17 protein-coding genes are annotated in these 14,627 nt (G+C 60.0%); 15 read left to right on the top strand and 2 right to left on the bottom strand.

Annotated elements, in window-relative coordinates; translation table 11 throughout:
* The first annotated feature begins 60 nt into the window (after positions 1-60).
* The 4 genes from AWB80_RS37985 (at position 61) to AWB80_RS37970 (ending at position 2,461) form a co-directional block, all read left to right on the top strand.
* Entirely contained in the window at positions 61-348 is a 288-nt protein-coding gene (locus tag AWB80_RS37985) for a hypothetical protein (RefSeq protein WP_061179772.1), read from the top strand.
* A 9-nt stretch (positions 349-357) separates the two neighbouring features.
* The gene (locus tag AWB80_RS37980) at positions 358-624 is read left to right on the top strand and encodes a hypothetical protein (RefSeq protein ID WP_061179771.1); all 267 of its coding nucleotides are present in this window, start codon (positions 358-360) and stop codon (positions 622-624) included.
* A gap of 80 nt (positions 625-704) precedes the next feature.
* Positions 705-1,814 carry a hypothetical protein gene (locus tag AWB80_RS37975; RefSeq protein WP_061179770.1) on the top strand — a complete coding sequence of 370 codons (1,110 nt, stop codon included), beginning with the start codon at positions 705-707 and terminating at the stop codon, positions 1,812-1,814.
* Positions 1,811-2,461 (top strand): hypothetical protein, encoded by a 651-nt coding sequence (locus AWB80_RS37970; protein WP_061179769.1) that lies wholly within the window; start codon positions 1,811-1,813, stop codon positions 2,459-2,461. The genes AWB80_RS37975 and AWB80_RS37970 overlap by 4 nt, the downstream gene beginning before the upstream one ends.
* On the opposite strand, the gene AWB80_RS37965 is transcribed toward AWB80_RS37970, so the two are convergent.
* Positions 2,454-3,212, bottom strand: a complete 759-nt coding sequence (locus AWB80_RS37965; RefSeq protein ID WP_143328225.1) for a hypothetical protein — start codon at positions 3,210-3,212, stop codon at positions 2,454-2,456. The two genes, AWB80_RS37970 and AWB80_RS37965, sit on opposite strands and share 8 nt — an antisense overlap.
* 161 nt (positions 3,213-3,373) lie before the next feature.
* On the opposite strand from AWB80_RS37965, the gene AWB80_RS37960 reads away from it, so the two are divergent.
* The 9 genes from AWB80_RS37960 to AWB80_RS37925 all read left to right on the top strand — a co-directional run bounded on the left by AWB80_RS37960 (position 3,374) and on the right by AWB80_RS37925 (position 12,478).
* A complete protein-coding gene (locus AWB80_RS37960; protein ID WP_061179767.1) occupies positions 3,374-4,207 on the top strand; it encodes a hypothetical protein in 834 nt (277 codons plus the stop codon).
* 11 nt (positions 4,208-4,218) lie between these two features.
* Entirely contained in the window at positions 4,219-4,455 is a 237-nt protein-coding gene (locus AWB80_RS37955; RefSeq protein WP_061179766.1) for a hypothetical protein, read from the top strand.
* A 9-nt stretch (positions 4,456-4,464) separates the two neighbouring features.
* Positions 4,465-6,180, top strand: a complete 1,716-nt coding sequence (locus AWB80_RS37950; RefSeq protein ID WP_087131923.1) for a hypothetical protein — start codon at positions 4,465-4,467, stop codon at positions 6,178-6,180.
* A gap of 13 nt (positions 6,181-6,193) precedes the next feature.
* The gene (locus tag AWB80_RS37945) at positions 6,194-6,619 is read left to right on the top strand and encodes a hypothetical protein (protein WP_061179764.1); all 426 of its coding nucleotides are present in this window, start codon (positions 6,194-6,196) and stop codon (positions 6,617-6,619) included.
* Between the two features lie 79 nt (positions 6,620-6,698).
* Entirely contained in the window at positions 6,699-7,109 is a 411-nt protein-coding gene (locus tag AWB80_RS37940; protein ID WP_061179763.1) for a hypothetical protein, read from the top strand.
* Positions 7,048-7,290, top strand: coding sequence for a hypothetical protein (locus AWB80_RS43680; protein WP_143328224.1), 243 nt, complete (start codon positions 7,048-7,050; stop codon positions 7,288-7,290). Before AWB80_RS37940 ends, AWB80_RS43680 begins: the two co-directional genes overlap by 62 nt.
* Before the next feature lie 81 nt (positions 7,291-7,371).
* A complete protein-coding gene (locus AWB80_RS37935; RefSeq protein WP_061179762.1) occupies positions 7,372-10,152 on the top strand; it encodes a glucosaminidase domain-containing protein in 2,781 nt (926 codons plus the stop codon).
* Positions 10,149-11,633, top strand: a complete 1,485-nt coding sequence (locus AWB80_RS37930; RefSeq protein WP_061179761.1) for a hypothetical protein — start codon at positions 10,149-10,151, stop codon at positions 11,631-11,633. The genes AWB80_RS37935 and AWB80_RS37930 overlap by 4 nt, the downstream gene beginning before the upstream one ends.
* A gap of 62 nt (positions 11,634-11,695) precedes the next feature.
* Entirely contained in the window at positions 11,696-12,478 is a 783-nt protein-coding gene (locus tag AWB80_RS37925) for a hypothetical protein (RefSeq protein WP_061179760.1), read from the top strand.
* On the opposite strand, the gene AWB80_RS37920 is transcribed toward AWB80_RS37925, so the two are convergent.
* Positions 12,475-12,795 carry a hypothetical protein gene (locus AWB80_RS37920; protein WP_061179759.1) on the bottom strand — a complete coding sequence of 107 codons (321 nt, stop codon included), beginning with the start codon at positions 12,793-12,795 and terminating at the stop codon, positions 12,475-12,477. The two genes, AWB80_RS37925 and AWB80_RS37920, sit on opposite strands and share 4 nt — an antisense overlap.
* Positions 12,796-12,867: 72 nt before the next feature.
* Here AWB80_RS37920 and AWB80_RS37915 point away from each other — a divergent pair, with 72 nt between their 5' ends.
* On the top strand, positions 12,868-14,019 hold the full coding sequence (locus AWB80_RS37915) for a hypothetical protein (RefSeq protein ID WP_143328222.1): 1,152 nt from the start codon (positions 12,868-12,870) through the stop codon (positions 14,017-14,019).
* Positions 14,016-14,627: a DUF2634 domain-containing protein gene (locus AWB80_RS37910; RefSeq protein WP_061179757.1), complete on the top strand. Its 612-nt coding sequence runs from the start codon at positions 14,016-14,018 to the stop codon at positions 14,625-14,627. The genes AWB80_RS37915 and AWB80_RS37910 overlap by 4 nt, the downstream gene beginning before the upstream one ends.

The following is a 14,627-nucleotide window of genomic DNA, read 5'->3' as shown; positions in this document are numbered from 1 at the left end:
GTCGGTAGGAATAATGCCGCGCGCCTCCGGGCGCGCGGTTTCAACCTTCTAGGAGATGGCATGGCAAAAGTTATCTGCTCGCTTCCGAATGCATCGGAACTGATCAGCGGCGTGAAATTCGTGACGCACAAGCTCGGCATGATCTCGGAGGAGATCGAGGACGACGTTGCGGCGATGTTCACGAGCATCAAGGGCTACGTCTTGCACGGCAAGAACGCAGCGAAAGAGATCGCGGCGCTCAAAGAGCCCGTGACGCAATCGGCCGAAGCGGACGCGAGCGCGACTGACGCCGCGACGCCGGCGGCTCAATCGACCGGCGAAGCCGAAGCGGCGCCGGTTCAACAGTAAGGGTGAATCATGGCTTTGACTGAAAGCGTGCTGAAGGAACGTCTGAACCGGATGAGTCCGGCAGCGCATGACGCGCGTCTTGGTGATGTGATCGAGGATCTGATCACGAACTACAACAAGATGCAGGCGTCGTTTGCGGATCTGAAAACCAAGTACGCGAATCTGCTTGCGCACCTGGATACGGCGAACGTCGCGGGCATCGGAAACACCAATGCTTCGACCTACGGATCCGCCGTCGTGTCGGGCGTTTCCATCAAGACGCTCAGTCAGCGCTAAAGCAGTAAGGCGGCATCTCCGCCGCGAGGCCGCCGCCGGATCACTCCGCCGGCGGCTTTTCCTTTGGGCATGGAACCCGCATGACGACAATCTTTACCGGCCAGGCGGCAAGCATCGCGCTGGCGGTCCAGGCAAACGGCGCACCTGTGGCGCTCGATCCCGCGTCGACCGTGTCGGCGCAATTCTCTACGCTCGACGGCTCCAGCTCGATCGGTGCGCCAATCCCTGTGCTGTCGACGGACGTCGGCGCGAACTGGGACGTGGGCATCGTCGTTGTGCAGGTGTCGGCAGATCTCGCCGGCCAGCTTCCCGTTGGCGCCGCAATGCTGACGCTGACGAGTAGCGCGCCGAGCCTCATAAAGCGATTCAAGATCGGCGTCGAGTCTGCCGGCACGATTACGAAGTCGGCGTTGTTCGTGCGCGATTTCATCATCGACGAGTTGCGGGCAGATAACCTGATGCAGGCGGCTGCTACATTCTTCACAAACGGCACGCTCTCGGATGACTATCTGTGGGGCAAGCTCCGCGCGGCTGAGGCCAGTGTCGCGCGAGATCTGCGCGTGCCGCTTGTACCAACGCAGTTTTTCCCGTATGACCCAACGTCCGACCAGATCGCCGCGCTGCCCGCTGGCATGCCGTACGCGGTGGACGCACCGTACGATTACGGTCCGCAGTTCTTCGAGGGTGACAGTTGGGGCTATGTCGCAATGCGCCAGAAGCCGGTGCGCGAAATTCAGTCGATGCGCTTCGCGTATCCGGATCCTGCCAGCATGGTATTCACAGTGCCGCAGGAGTGGATCAGGCTGGATCAGAAATATGGCGTCGTGCGCCTGGTGCCGACGACATACTCGGTTCAGGTTCCGCTGTCGTCCTTCATCATGCAGGCGATCGCCGGCGGCCGTACGATTCCGTTCATGCTCGAAGTGACGTATATCGCTGGTCTCGAAAACGTGGCGCGCGACTATCCGGATCTGATCGACGTCGTCAAAAAGCTTGCGGTGCTGAAGGCGATCGAAGACACGTTCCCGGCACAGTCTGGCTCGATCAGCGCGGACGGGCTGTCGGAAAGCGTGAGCGTGAGCATCGAGGACTATCACGCGACGATCGACACGATTCTGTACGGTGCGAAGGGAACGAATGGCGGGCTGATGACGGCGATCCACGGCATTCGATCGGCGGTGCTCGGATGAGGCTCAATCCTGCAAGGTTCAATGCACATCTGAATCACATCGGGCAGCAGTTCAAATGGCGCAAGGCGTTCCGGTGCCCGTGTATCAATCGCCATTCGGGCGCGGCCGCGCCGAATTGCCCGCAATGCTTCGGCAAGGGATGGATTTGGGCGGCAGCGCTCGACGCGGTCGCCGGCATGGCGGGGCAGCAAGTGCGCCAGCAGTGGGCGCAGTTCGGTATGTGGCAAGACGGCGACGCCGTTGTCACGATCGGATCCGACTCGCCGATGTATGAGATGGGCCAATTCGACCGAGTGACGATGCTCAATAGCACCGATTATTTCTCGCTCAGCTTCACGCGTGGCGCGCCGAACGAGCGAATCCTCGATCCGGTCGAGAAAGTCACGCGAGTCTTCTGGCTCGATGCGGACAAGCAGATCGTCGAGGGCGGCATCCCGAAGGTGCCCGCGAACGGCGTTCCGGTCTGGTCGATCGGGGCGCCGCCGGCGGGCACGTCGTACAGCATCACGGGCACGCGCTTCAGCGAGTACTTCTGCTACGGGCCGTTCCCAAGCGATCGAGGCGAGCATTCCGGCGCTCGATTGCCCAAGCGCGTCGTGCTGCGCCGCTTCGATCTGTTTGGGCGCGATCTGGCGCCGACTACTTGAACGAACGTCTGACGGCTTCGACGAGTGCTTTTTCTGCCTTCGGGCGCATCTCGTCGGCCGTCTTCTTAGCCAGGTAGAGTCCCGGCCGCGCCGGGATAATCCATCCGCTACTTCCTTCCATCATCACGCGGAAGGTCATGAAGGAGGAGCTACGCTTCGCGCCGCTACCGGTATCAAACCGGTACATGTTGTTCCATCGGCGGCGCTGCTGCTCGCTCAATCCTTCGAGCTTGCTCGTGTCGAGTTTCGTCCCCCACTTATAGATGTGCTTTTCGGTCATCATCGCCGCGCGCGTCGCGATGACGGATGCGAATGGCGTCTGCTTTTTCAGTGGGCGCGTACCCCACTTCGGGTGAATCGACGTGAGTTCACCCGTCGGACGCATCGTCTTGCCGACAATCTTGCTCGGCTTCAACTGCGATGCTGCGTCATAAACGTTCTGAGGCATCGACGAAGTGAGCGCGTCGTATCCGGTCGTGTTCGTTCTAAATGGAATGATCATGAACCGACGCCCGTCCTTCGTGCGCCGCACCTTCGGCGACGTGTTGAGCATCTGCTTTAGATCATACGGTGCGCGTCCGGTCTCGATGTCAGCCGCGTTCCGATAGTCCGTCCACACGACTGCTCCGAAGTCGCCCATTGGCGTGACCTTGATGGATTCCTCGTAGGCGAGCTTCTCGCCACTCCATAGCTTTGCTCGGCGAACGGACGTCATCCAATTCGCTTGGGTCTGTGTCGCGATCGCGCGCACGGTCTGCGCGATGAGCGGGAACATCTGCGCATTGATGACTGGAACTGCGTTCATCACGTCAGACAGATCAACAGATATCTTAAATTCAGCCATACGAAGTACCTCCTTGATGCAAGTCTAGTGTCACGCCTCGTCGATAGTCGTGACAGCACACTTTCACCATGATCAGCATGGTGATTCCACTTCCAGTCGGCAACGCGCTCAAGGTTTTCCTTGCGCCGCCCGCTGGCGCGCGCACGTGGCGAATCCTTCGCAAAGCAACTGACGACTTCACGGATCAAAGCGATCCGGCTGCCTTCGTCGCGTACGAGGGTAACGACAAGTACCTAGTTGATTTCGCGTATCTGCAAAACGATGTCCCGGTGTTCTATCGCGCCTTCTATTGGGACGGCGTTGAGTGGTCGCCCAGCGCGACCGCGAGCGCGACACCGCGCGCAACGTATCAGGACCGAAGTTCGGATGCCTTGACGATTTTGCGGGATCGCCTCGAGGCCGGTCTCGCCGTTGAGGTGCAGAGAGGAACTATCGGATCTCCGAATTCGGCGATTCCCGTCCTAACGGCTCCCCCTCAGTACGAAAGCACAACCTGGCCGATGGTGAGCATCCATTTGTCGAGCGATGCGCCGATGGAGCGGTCGTTGGGCGAACTGCTCGAGATCGACTCATTCGATGTCGATGCGGACACCTGGACTGAGTCGGAAGGGTGGCTTGCCAACGTGCAAATCACCGTCATCGGCTGGTCGCAAAACCCGGACGAGCGAATCGCAATGCGCCAAGCACTGCGCCGAATCGTCCTCGCCAATTTCCCTGTTTTCGATGCGGCCGGACTCGTACAGATCGAGTTCCAGCAGCAGGACGTTGACGCAGTCAGCGGCGAGTACCCCACGCCGGTGTACCAGACGGCCGGCACCTTTACTTGCGTGGCGCCGGTGATTGTGAGCGATGAAGTCGCTCCAGTTCGTGATGTGCAAGTGACCGTTTTATCCCCCAATTGAGAGGAAAAAGCATGGAACAAGACGTTACGGCAGATGCCGGTGGGACTTCCGCCGTTGACGCCGTGTCCGCCAGTCCGGTGGTAGCAGATGTGACGCTCGATGAGTTCTGCGTCCGGTTGTCGCGCAGCGATCGCCGAGTCGAGCTGATCGCAGCTTTCCATTTCACGGAAACCAGTGCCGGACGTTTTAAGGATGCCGAATCGAACTATCAGTCCCGGTTCACGGCTTTCGTAACCAAACCGGTCTGAGGATAAATCATGCCCGTATTTTTTAACGGACGCCTTTGGACTTCGCCCGCGACGATGTCGGCCGTGGACGACTCCGCGATGGCGAACAAAAACCTGTCGGTCGGCAATGTGGTCGCGCTGATCGGCACGTCGGTCGGCGGTCAACCGAACAAGGCGTTGTCGTTCGGCAGCCCGAGCGAGGCTGAATCCGCACTGATCGACGGCGAGCTTCTGACTGCCGTCAAAAAGGCATTCTCTCCGAGCACGGAAGTCGGCGGTCCGGCGACTGTGATTGCTGTTCGCGTCAATCCGGCTGTTCAGTCGGCACTCGTGCTGAATGATGCATCGAGTGCGGCATCGGTCAACCTCGTGTCGACGGACTACGGTGCCTGGAATAACCAGATCAAGGTCAAAATTCAGGCTGGTTCGACGCAGGGTCTGCAGCCGACGGTCCAGTACGGCAACGACTACTTCACACAGGACAACCTGTACCGCAATGCGTTTTCGGTGCAGTACAGCGGCGTTGCTGCTTCGGCTGTAATGTCGATCACGGGCACGGCGGTCACGCTTCAGGCGCCGTCTGGCACGCAGGTCGCATCGATCGATCTGACGCAGATGAAGACGGTCCAGCAACTCGTGGATTCGATCAACATCGTTTCGGGCTTCACTGCATCGGTGCTCGACGGGAATGGTGCAAAGCCGTCTCTCAACGGACTGGACTATGCGACTGTCGTCGATGTCAAGACGGCCGCTTACACCGCGACCGCAAACCTGCAAGCGCTGATCGACTGGTTCAACGGTTCGGGCGAGGGCTTCGTTACCGCGACGCGAGCGACGAACGCCGGCAAGGTGCCCGCAGCGATTCCGTTCACGTATCTGACGGGCGGATCGGACGGTGTGACCACGAATTCGCAGTGGTCGGATGCTTTCACGACTCTGCAGAACGTGGACATGCAGTGGTTCACGCCGGTGTCGTCGGATCCGTCGATCGCAGCGATGGCAGATGCTCACGCTCAGTTCATGAGCACGACCGGCCGCAAGGAGCGACGCTCGATCTGCGGCACGGCGCTCGGCACGAGTGACGCGAATGCAATCGTGGCGGCGAAGGCGCTCAACTCCGACCGCACGTCGCTCGTCCACATCGGGTTCTATGACTACGACGCGAACGGCAACCTGACGCTGTATCCGCCGTATCTGCTCGCCGCGATGATCGCGGGCGCGTTCTCAGGTGTGAATCCCGGCACGCCGCTTACGAACAAGTCGCTGTCTGTGCGTGGGCTCGAGCGTGATTTGCGCAATCCGACGGATACCGATCCCTTGATCCAGGGTGGTGTCCTGTGCGTTGAGAACACGTCGAAGGGCTACAAGGTGGTCAAGTCGATCTCCACGTGGCTCACGAACGCCAACTACAACCGCGTCGAGCAATCGGTTGGCTTCGCGCTGGATTACACCGTGCGCAACGTGCGCGATGCACTCGACGAGCTGCGCGGTCAGAAGGGCACGCCTCAAAACCTGGCGCGTGCCGTCTCGATCGCTGACTCGACGCTGCGTGCACTCGCTAAACCGGAACCGACCGGCCCGGGCGTCCTCGTGGGCGACTCGACCAATCCGGCATACAAGGGAATCACGGCTGTTCTCGATGGCGATGTCATCGGCGTCAGCTTCCAGTGTTCGCCTGTGCTGCCGATCAACTTTATCCCGGTGACGGTGTACGCAGTGCCGTACAGCGGCTCGGCGTCGGCATAAGGAGGCCTGACGGATGGCAACGACCAACGTAAAAGCGCGTTCCGGTAACCGGATCGTCATCACGTATGACGGAAATCAGATCGGCGCGATGCGCAGTGTCCGGATGAACGACGACTATGCGCCGGAGCCTGTCACGGGCATCGGCGATATCCATGTGATCGAGTACGTGCCGACTGTCGCGCGTCATACGCTCACCTGCCAGCAAGTCGTTTTGAAGAAGGGCTCGATGCGCTCGGTGGGCATCGCAGTCGAGAACGGAGACGCAGTGCTGCAGGGCCTGGTGTTCGACGTCGAAGTGTTCGACAAGGACGACGGCACGCTGCTCAAGAAGTACATGGGCGTGAGCTACGCGTCCGGCGACGTCGAGTTGTCGGCGAATGCGCTGGTGATCTCGAGCGGCACGTTCAACGCGCTCGACACGTCTGGCACGTCGATCTAATCGAATCGTGACGGTGTAATGGAGGGGCCGCCAGGTTGGTGGCCCCTTTCTTATTGAACAATATTTCTGGAGCAAGAGAATGAGTCAGGCACCTGGCTTGCCGCAGTTTGACGAACACGTGGAGGGCGTCGGCACCTTCACATTCGCCCGCCGGAACATGCGCCGTGAGTTGGCGATCGCAACTGAGTTCTCGCGACTGACTGAGGGTGTCGCCACGCCTTCGCCGTTCCTCGAAACGGTGGCGGGCATGATCTCGACGTTGAAGGTGCTGACGTTGCTCGCGCCGGCCGGATGGGATCTTGACGAGCTCGATCCGCTCGACGATGAGAGCTATGCGAAGTTGATGAAGGTGCACGCTGCGCTCCGCGCGAAGGAGGGCTCCTTTCGACGAAAAAATGGAGTCGCGAGCGAAGCGCAACGGTCGGGAGATGGCAACGACGCTGCACTTTTGGTTTCGTCGCAAGTACAACCTGGCACCGACGGACGATAGGTTCCTCGACGCGACGGTCGAGCAGATCGAAACGGAATACTGGGCGCACCACTACGTGGAAAATCCCGCGAAAGAAGAATCCGAAGACGATGATTTTGACCTTGATGCCGAATTGGCTGACGCTGATGCGAAGGCGGATACGGGTGTTGAGGATCCGAATGACTGGGAAACGATTGAATAAATGAGCGGCGTACAGATACCAATTTCAGCGTCTTTCGACGGCGGCCAGCTTGATAAAGCGCTGTCGGACCTGACCCAGCGGATGAATAAGGTCGGGTCGGCGGTGGCTGACGCCAATCGACTCAAGTTCAATCCGATCGACAAGGCGACGCTTGCCGATATCGATCGGGTGAGGGCGCAAGTCGAAAGCCTGAAAAAGATCTCAGGTGACTTGCGCAAGCGCCTGAAGGATACCGGACAGGAGTCGACGGACTTCTTCGAGATTGACTGGTCGAAAATCTATGCCGATCCGAACTCGCGCTCACGGCAAATGCGCAAGGCGTATGAGTACGTGACGCAAGGAACGGGCGCGTCGTTCTCGGCGATGCCGGAACCCGCTCCGACGGGCAGGATCGGCCGCGACGATTCTGAAAGCAAGCGCGAGTGGGATCGGATTCAGCGCGAGCGCGATGCCGCGAATGACGATAGCGGTGGCGGCGCTTCGTCGTGGAAGCGAAAGGTTGTGTCAAGCGGGCTGCGTGCGGCGGGTCCGGTCGGTGGTGTGGCCGACGATGCGATTGGCGCGGGGTTGAGCGGCGGTGCAATGGCTGGGCTTGCCGGGTTGGCGGGCGGACTTGTCGCGCTCGGCGTCGGCAAGCTGATGGGCTCGATCAAGGAAAAGATCGGCGCGGCCGAACAGGACGACGTCGGATACGACACGCTCAAGCGCCAACTGGGCGACGTAGGCGTCGGATTCGAGGTGTTGAAGCAGTCGATTCATGCGGTCGCGAATGGGCTCGGGCTGACTTTTCAGGAAGGGCAGAAGCTCGGCACCGAGTTCGCCCGACTCGCGGGTCTGACGGCCGACAACTATAGGGGGCTCGCCGGTGAGGTCAGCAATTCCGCCGGCTTCGCGCGCAGCTTCGGTCTCGATCCTTCGCAGTCGAATGCGTTTTTCGCGCAGATGCGCCAGTTCCAGGCGACGCAAAATGCGACCGACAGCACGAAATTGGCGCTTGTCATCGGCGACGCGATCGCGAAGTCAGGTGCGTTCTCGAAGTCCGATGAGATGCTTCAGGCGATCTCGTCCTATACATCTCAGCAAACACGACTCGGGCTCGCGACCGCGAACGTCGACGGTTACGCCGGCATGCTGACGAGCCTTGTCGCATCGAAAACGCCGGGACTCGATCCGATCGGATCGGCTGGCATGCTTTCGCGGGTCAATTCGTCGATCGCGAACGGCGGTGCCGCTGGCGAGGCCGGGCAGCACTTCATGTACATGACGGTCGGCAAGTCGCTCGGGCTGGATCCGATCCAGACGCGCATGCTCCTGCAGCAGGGCGCGTTCGGCACTGCGGCCGGCACCTTCGGGCGCGGGACGCTCGCGGGCAATTGGATGCGGAGCAATGGCGCCTCGTTGTCATCTGCGGCGACGGGTTCGCGCGCTACGAATCTCGAGATGATCCTCGGGGCGATCAATCGCATTTACAGTGGCTCGCCAGAGCGACGCGAACTCGGACTGAATGCGGGTGCGAATTTGCTCGGCATCAACGAAAGCGCGTTCGCGGCACTGTCGCAAATGAAGCCGACGGACGTCGGATCTTTGTCGAGACGTCTGCAGCGTATGGGTGTGGATCTCGGCAAGCTCGATGCGAGCAACATCTCGACGATGGCGCAAATCGACGCGGACGGCAGTCTGAGCGACGACGAAAAGAATAAGCGCATCCGCGACGCGGCGCCGAAAAGCCAGATGGAAACGATCGGCTCGGACATCCGCAAGGATACGAACCTGATGAGCAACAAGCTTCAGGAACTCGCCGACAAGGGCGTTCCGCTCCTGAACGACATGCGCGCGGGCATTCTATATCTCGCCGGTGCGAAGGACGGAACCGGCCCGATGGCGATCGCTCAGGCGGTGGCGAAGGCGCAGAACGTCGAGAACGTCGGCGCTATCAATTCGTCGGCGCAGTCACGCATCGATCCTTTGCGCAAGGCGGCGAAGGAATTGAACACGCATAAGTTCGATCTTCAGCGCGCGATCAACGATCCTCGCTCGAGCGCGGAGGAAGTTGAGAACGCGAAAAAGACGCTTGCGACGCTCGAAAAGAACAACGCTGACGCGAGTTCGAAGATTGCCGCCATCGAGCAAGAGCGAAACGAGTTGCTGCAAAAGGAAAAAGACCGGTACGAGAAAGAGTTGAATGACTTGAAAGGGCGGGTGGCGACGGTCGGGAGTGGCGACACGAACACATCTGCGGGTGCGGGCGGCGGCGCTCCGTCGGCCGATAAAACAGCCTTCTCGCAGAAGTACGACGCTTTCGCTGACGAAGTGGCGAAGGGAACCGGCGTATCCAAGCGGCTGATTCTCGCGCAGCTCGCGCTCGAGACTGGGTGGGGAAAGAAGGAAATCGCTGGCGCGAACAACCCGTTCAACGTGCAGGCGTTCGGATGGAACGGTGACACCGTCACGTCGATGGACAAGCATGCCGACGGTTCAGAGTACGTGGCGCGTTTCCGCAAATATGGTTCTATGCACGAGGCGGCCGAAGCGCAGATCGCGATGATGAAGCGCAAGTACAAGGGCGTCCTCAATGCTGGCGACGACGCGTCGAAGTTCACGAGCGGACTTTCGGGTTATGCCGAGAGCCCGACATACGCTCGCGACCTGGCGTCGATCGCAAACGGCCTTGGCAAGCAGATGTCGCCCGACGAGCTTGCGGCAGAAGGAAAGGCGAAAAAGCAGGCTGCGGAGTCGAAGGACAAAAAGATCGCCGTCGAGGTCACGCATCGCCATGAAACGCAGGCGGGCGCGCCAATCAGCACGATTAAATCGGTCAACACTTCGGTCAGTAAGCCGATTCCGCTGGGGATGTCAGCATGACGGTTCTGGAATATACGCCTGTCGTAAAGGTGACGCTTTACAAAACCACTGGACGTCGGACGCTCGACGGATCGACGCCAGTCTCTCAGAACGTCCTGCCCGCGAATTTCGCTGTCGATCTAACGCCGTATCTCGGCGAACTCGGCAACTTCCGTGTGTCGAAGTCGGTGCGCGAGCCGGCTGGCGGATTTTCGATCACGCTGGCCGATGACTATTTCGTGCATAACGGCGCGATGGAGTCGATCTATGGTCTCGTCGAGCCGATGGACGTCATCGAGATCCGCATGCGCCATAACGACATCACGTCTCACACTGAGAATCCGACACTGCCGCCGATCTATATGCGCGGATTCGTGTCAGAGGTGCAGCGTAATGAATCGATCTCTGCCGATGGGAAGCCTCAGCGATCGATCACGCTCAGCGGACAGGACTACGGCAAGTTGTGGCAGATGCTGCAAATCAAATACCTGCCGCAATACACCGTCGGCGAGAACTATCTCTCGGGCTTCAAGTTGTTCGAGCGCTTTGGCGTCGGCTTCGATACAACGCTGAAGGCGGCCGATTTCGTTGCGCAGGTAATGGATCTGATCGTCACGCCGTTTCTTCAGTCCCTGCTGCCGGACAACTCGCCGAATCCGGCGACGATCAAGACGGATGCGATCAGCGTGGCAAATGGCGTCGTGGGCGTGGGCGGTGTGCAGAACCAGGAGGGAACGATTTACAGCTTGCTGGCGTCCTTCGGTGACGTCGGTGCGTGGAACGAGCTCTATCTCGAGGACCGAGAGGACGGCGTCTACTGCGTGTACCGTCCGAATCCGTCGATGGATCTGCAGGGCAACATGATTCAGCCCGATGCGGTGGCGCTCACGCCGGTCCTTGTCAACGAGGCGGACATTATCAGCCTCTCTGTGTCGCGATCGGATGCGGGCGTCGGCAATTACTTCTGGACGCGCGCGCCGCGTTTCGAGTTGGTCTCGGACATCTTTCGAGAGCAATTTGCGATGACCGATGCGGATCGCGACACAGTGATTCTCGACCAGTATCCGAATTCCGCGACTCAGTTCTATGGCATGCGGATCATGGAGACGTCTACGCAGCAGGGTGGGAGCGACGTATCGACGATAAATAGCGGTCTGCCCGCTGACCAGCAAGCGACTCGTGACACGAGCATGGTGAGCTGGATCACGAACCGCAGGGCGATCGTTGTCGCACAGAACAAGGACAACGTGCTCTATGAAAGCGGCACGGCGCGGATCCGCGCGAACGAGAACATCCGCGCGGGCTGCTACGTGAAGATCATTCGCGGCTCGCTCGAGGCGATGTACTACGTATCGAAAGTCGATCTGGATTGCATCCCGTATCAGGGGCTTTTCATGACGCTGACGCTCGAACGCGGCACAGGATTCATCGAACGGGTCAAGGTGAGTTCGGGCGCGTCGACGAGCCCGTACCTGGCAGAGTTGAGCGGAATTTATCAATGACGGGATTGCGTTGGGGCCGCGTCGCTGCGGTCCACCCTGAAGACTATTCAGTCGATCTGGTGATGACTGACAACGGCGAGCAACTGCCGGGCGTGCAGGTGCTGACGCCGAGCGCGAGCACGAATTGTGGTCACGCGGCTCTGCCGCATCCGTCGACGCCTCCGAGCGGAAACAAGTGGGATCTCACGGCCAAAACGGATCGCGACGTGCTCGCGGCGGTCGCGTCGTTCGGACCGTATGCGGTGGTGATCGGCTTTCGCTTTCCGCAGATCTGCGAGATGCTTTTCGCGGATCTCGACCGCGTGGTGACGCGCACGCCGAGCGATTTTTATACGACGACTGACGGGCAGGGGAATTTCGAGGCATACCATCCGAGCGGCACGTATCTCCGAATCGGCACATCGCCGGATCATGAGGATCTGACCGGCAAGGACTTCGACAAGAGCTGGGCGATCAAGAAAAATACGGATGCGGCCGTGCATGTGCATCTGACGGTCGCCAGTGGCGGATCACCAGTCGCGACGATCGATATCGACCCGTCAGGGAATATTGACGTCAAAAACAACGGTAATCTTGCGGTTACCACGACCGGAACGGCAAATGTCAAGGCGGCAAGTGTGACGATCGATACGCCGACGACGCATGTAACCGGTGCGATGACTGTCGACGGCGCGCTGACGTTCAAGGGCGGCATGACGGGCTCGGGCGGATCCGGCACGACGATGACGCTCACGGGCGCGATGACGGTGACCGGCGGTGACGTCACGGTCGACGGCATCGGCGTGAAGTCGCACCATCACACCGCGCAGGGTTCGAACGCTGATACGACGGCGGCGAAAGCCTAGTAGCCGTACGGGTTATTCCACTTCTCGATCTCCGCTTGGCACCGCTCGTGGCCTTTGACCATCACGAGCGGCGGGAAGCGGCCGAATGCATCTCGGAAAGTGGTAACGGTGCTGGAGACATGCTTGATGCGGATCCGATTTTCGACCGGGACGCCTGCAATCATCTTCGCCCATGCTTCTTCCGGCGTTCGCATGCCCGGGAATTCCTCGCCGAGCGAAAGGCAGATCCCATTGCGCTGCGCGACCCACCATTGTGAGTCGGCGGCATAAGCGCTCGAAGCAAGCGCGAGGATGGCGGCTAAAACGGCTCTTTTCATTGTCTGATTCCCCCGATTTGTCCTCGAATCATACCCGACGGGGATTCCGTGTCGTGACACTACGATCGGGGAATGGCCCTTTTTGACGCTACTCCTTCCTCGCAAAAACCGGACGCGTGCCCGATCAGCTTCGCGCTTTTCGACTTCAATGCAAGTTCGAAGCCGAAGGTGATCACGCTTTGGGTGCGGCCGGAGGATTTGACGCGGACAGATCCGTCTCGGGTGACGGTTCAGCAGACGTTCGGCGGCGCATTCGCCGATAACTTCGGCAAGGGCGTCGCGAAAATCAATATCTCGGGCAATACCGGATGGGCCGCTGACACGACGGGCGCCGATGGTGTGCAGCGCTTCATCGATCTGAAGACATTGATTTTCGATGGATGGCACCAGGCGAAGGCCAATGCATATAAGTCGGGCAAAGATCCCAGCAAAGTGCAACTGGCGTTCGTCGACACGTTGAACCAGTTCACGTCGAGTGTGATCCCCGGCGAAGTCACGCTTCGGCGTTCGCGCTCGCGGCCGCTTCTGCTGCAATACCAGATCCCGATGACCGTGACGAGCGATCTGCTCGGCGCGTACGTTACTCCGTCCTCGTCGAGCGGCGCGTCGAGCACGGCGGCGGGGCTTTCGAGCATCTTGCAATCCATCGCCGATATCGGCTCGTTCGCGAACGGCATCTCGAGCTGGATCAACAGCACGATCCTCGCGCCGATCAAGGGCTTCCTGAAGACGACTCAGGCGATCTTTAGCACGGTGACGACTGCGATCAAAAGTGTCACGGGTATCGCGACATCGCTCATGAACGTCGCAAAGACCGTCGCGCAAGCGGGTGCGAACCTGGTGCGAACGGCGATCGCGATCATCAGCATGCCGGCGACGATCAAGGCGATGTTTATGGGCATCGCGAGCGCGTTCACGAACATCTTCTGCGTTCTCAAGAACGCGGTGAATACGACTCCGATGTACCAGGATTATTCGGCGATCTATGGCTCGTCGAACTGTTCGTCGACGAGCGGCGGGCGCCCGCTGAGCGCGTACGCGAGCACGAACACCTTTGCGGCGGTCGCGCCGTTGCCGGTGAGTACTGGCGTGAACGTGAACGCGAGCGCGCAGACGTCGCTGAATGCTCTGGCGAAGACGGATCCGGTTCTATCGCCGATGTCTAGCTCGACGCTCGCATCGCATCTGAACACGATCAATAGCGGATTGACGGTGAGCGCATGAGTACGGAATTCGATAAGCCGCTATCAGGCTTTGCCTTCGTCGAGACGCATCACGGTGACACGCTTCAGCGCATCGCGGCGCGCGCGCTGGGCGACGCGGCGCTGTGGTGGCAACTCATCTCGCCGAATGGTCTCGTTCCGCCGTACATCACCGACGACGTGTCGCAGGCTGGGAGCGGCGTCTTGCTTACCGGTCAGCCGATCCTCGTGCCCGCGCCGTCAGCGGCCGCGCAGACGACGGATTCGAAGGAGGTGTTCGGCACTGACGTCGCGCTTCGCAACGGATTGCTGCAGGCATCTGAGTCGGGTGACTTCGCATTCGTGACGGGCGTCGACAACCTGAAGCAGGCGGTAAAGAACCGTCTGGAGACCGAGCAAGGCGATCTCATCTATCACATGAGTTACGGCTCGATCCTGCGCAGCCTCATCGGAACCGGTGCGACGCCAGCGGCTGAACTGCTCGCGGCGTCGAGCACAAAAGCGACGCTGCTGCAGGATCCGCGCATCGACAGCGTTACAAGCGCGAAGGCGACGATCAGCGGCGACACGGCTTCTGTCGACGTCGAGGTTCAGCCGGTCATGGGGCAATCAGTAACGGTTTCGGTTTAA

This window comes from Caballeronia pedi, assembly GCF_001544915.2.
Lineage (GTDB): Bacteria > Pseudomonadota > Gammaproteobacteria > Burkholderiales > Burkholderiaceae > Caballeronia > Caballeronia pedi.
Note: the sequence above shows the minus strand (reverse complement) of the source record. Positions and strands in the feature narration are given on the sequence as shown.

Bases quoted from the DNA above. Each gene is read 5' to 3' on its own strand.
- AWB80_RS37985 (WP_061179772.1), top strand. From the start codon at position 61: ATGGCAAAAGTTATCTGCTCGCTTCCGAATGCATCGGAACTGATCAGC.
- AWB80_RS37980 (WP_061179771.1), top strand. From the start codon at position 358: ATGGCTTTGACTGAAAGCGTGCTGAAGGAACGTCTGAACCGGATGAGT.
- AWB80_RS37975 (WP_061179770.1), top strand. From the start codon at position 705: ATGACGACAATCTTTACCGGCCAGGCGGCAAGCATCGCGCTGGCGGTC.
- AWB80_RS37970 (WP_061179769.1), top strand. From the start codon at position 1,811: ATGAGGCTCAATCCTGCAAGGTTCAATGCACATCTGAATCACATCGGG.
- AWB80_RS37960 (WP_061179767.1), top strand. From the start codon at position 3,374: ATGATCAGCATGGTGATTCCACTTCCAGTCGGCAACGCGCTCAAGGTT.
- AWB80_RS37955 (WP_061179766.1), top strand. From the start codon at position 4,219: ATGGAACAAGACGTTACGGCAGATGCCGGTGGGACTTCCGCCGTTGAC.
- AWB80_RS37950 (WP_087131923.1), top strand. From the start codon at position 4,465: ATGCCCGTATTTTTTAACGGACGCCTTTGGACTTCGCCCGCGACGATG.
- AWB80_RS37945 (WP_061179764.1), top strand. From the start codon at position 6,194: ATGGCAACGACCAACGTAAAAGCGCGTTCCGGTAACCGGATCGTCATC.
- AWB80_RS37940 (WP_061179763.1), top strand. From the start codon at position 6,699: ATGAGTCAGGCACCTGGCTTGCCGCAGTTTGACGAACACGTGGAGGGC.
- AWB80_RS43680 (WP_143328224.1), top strand. From the start codon at position 7,048: ATGGCAACGACGCTGCACTTTTGGTTTCGTCGCAAGTACAACCTGGCA.
- AWB80_RS37935 (WP_061179762.1), top strand. From the start codon at position 7,372: ATGAATAAGGTCGGGTCGGCGGTGGCTGACGCCAATCGACTCAAGTTC.
- AWB80_RS37930 (WP_061179761.1), top strand. From the start codon at position 10,149: ATGACGGTTCTGGAATATACGCCTGTCGTAAAGGTGACGCTTTACAAA.
- AWB80_RS37925 (WP_061179760.1), top strand. From the start codon at position 11,696: ATGACTGACAACGGCGAGCAACTGCCGGGCGTGCAGGTGCTGACGCCG.
- AWB80_RS37920 (WP_061179759.1), bottom strand. From the start codon at position 12,795: ATGAAAAGAGCCGTTTTAGCCGCCATCCTCGCGCTTGCTTCGAGCGCT.
- AWB80_RS37915 (WP_143328222.1), top strand. From the start codon at position 12,868: ATGGCCCTTTTTGACGCTACTCCTTCCTCGCAAAAACCGGACGCGTGC.
- AWB80_RS37910 (WP_061179757.1), top strand. From the start codon at position 14,016: ATGAGTACGGAATTCGATAAGCCGCTATCAGGCTTTGCCTTCGTCGAG.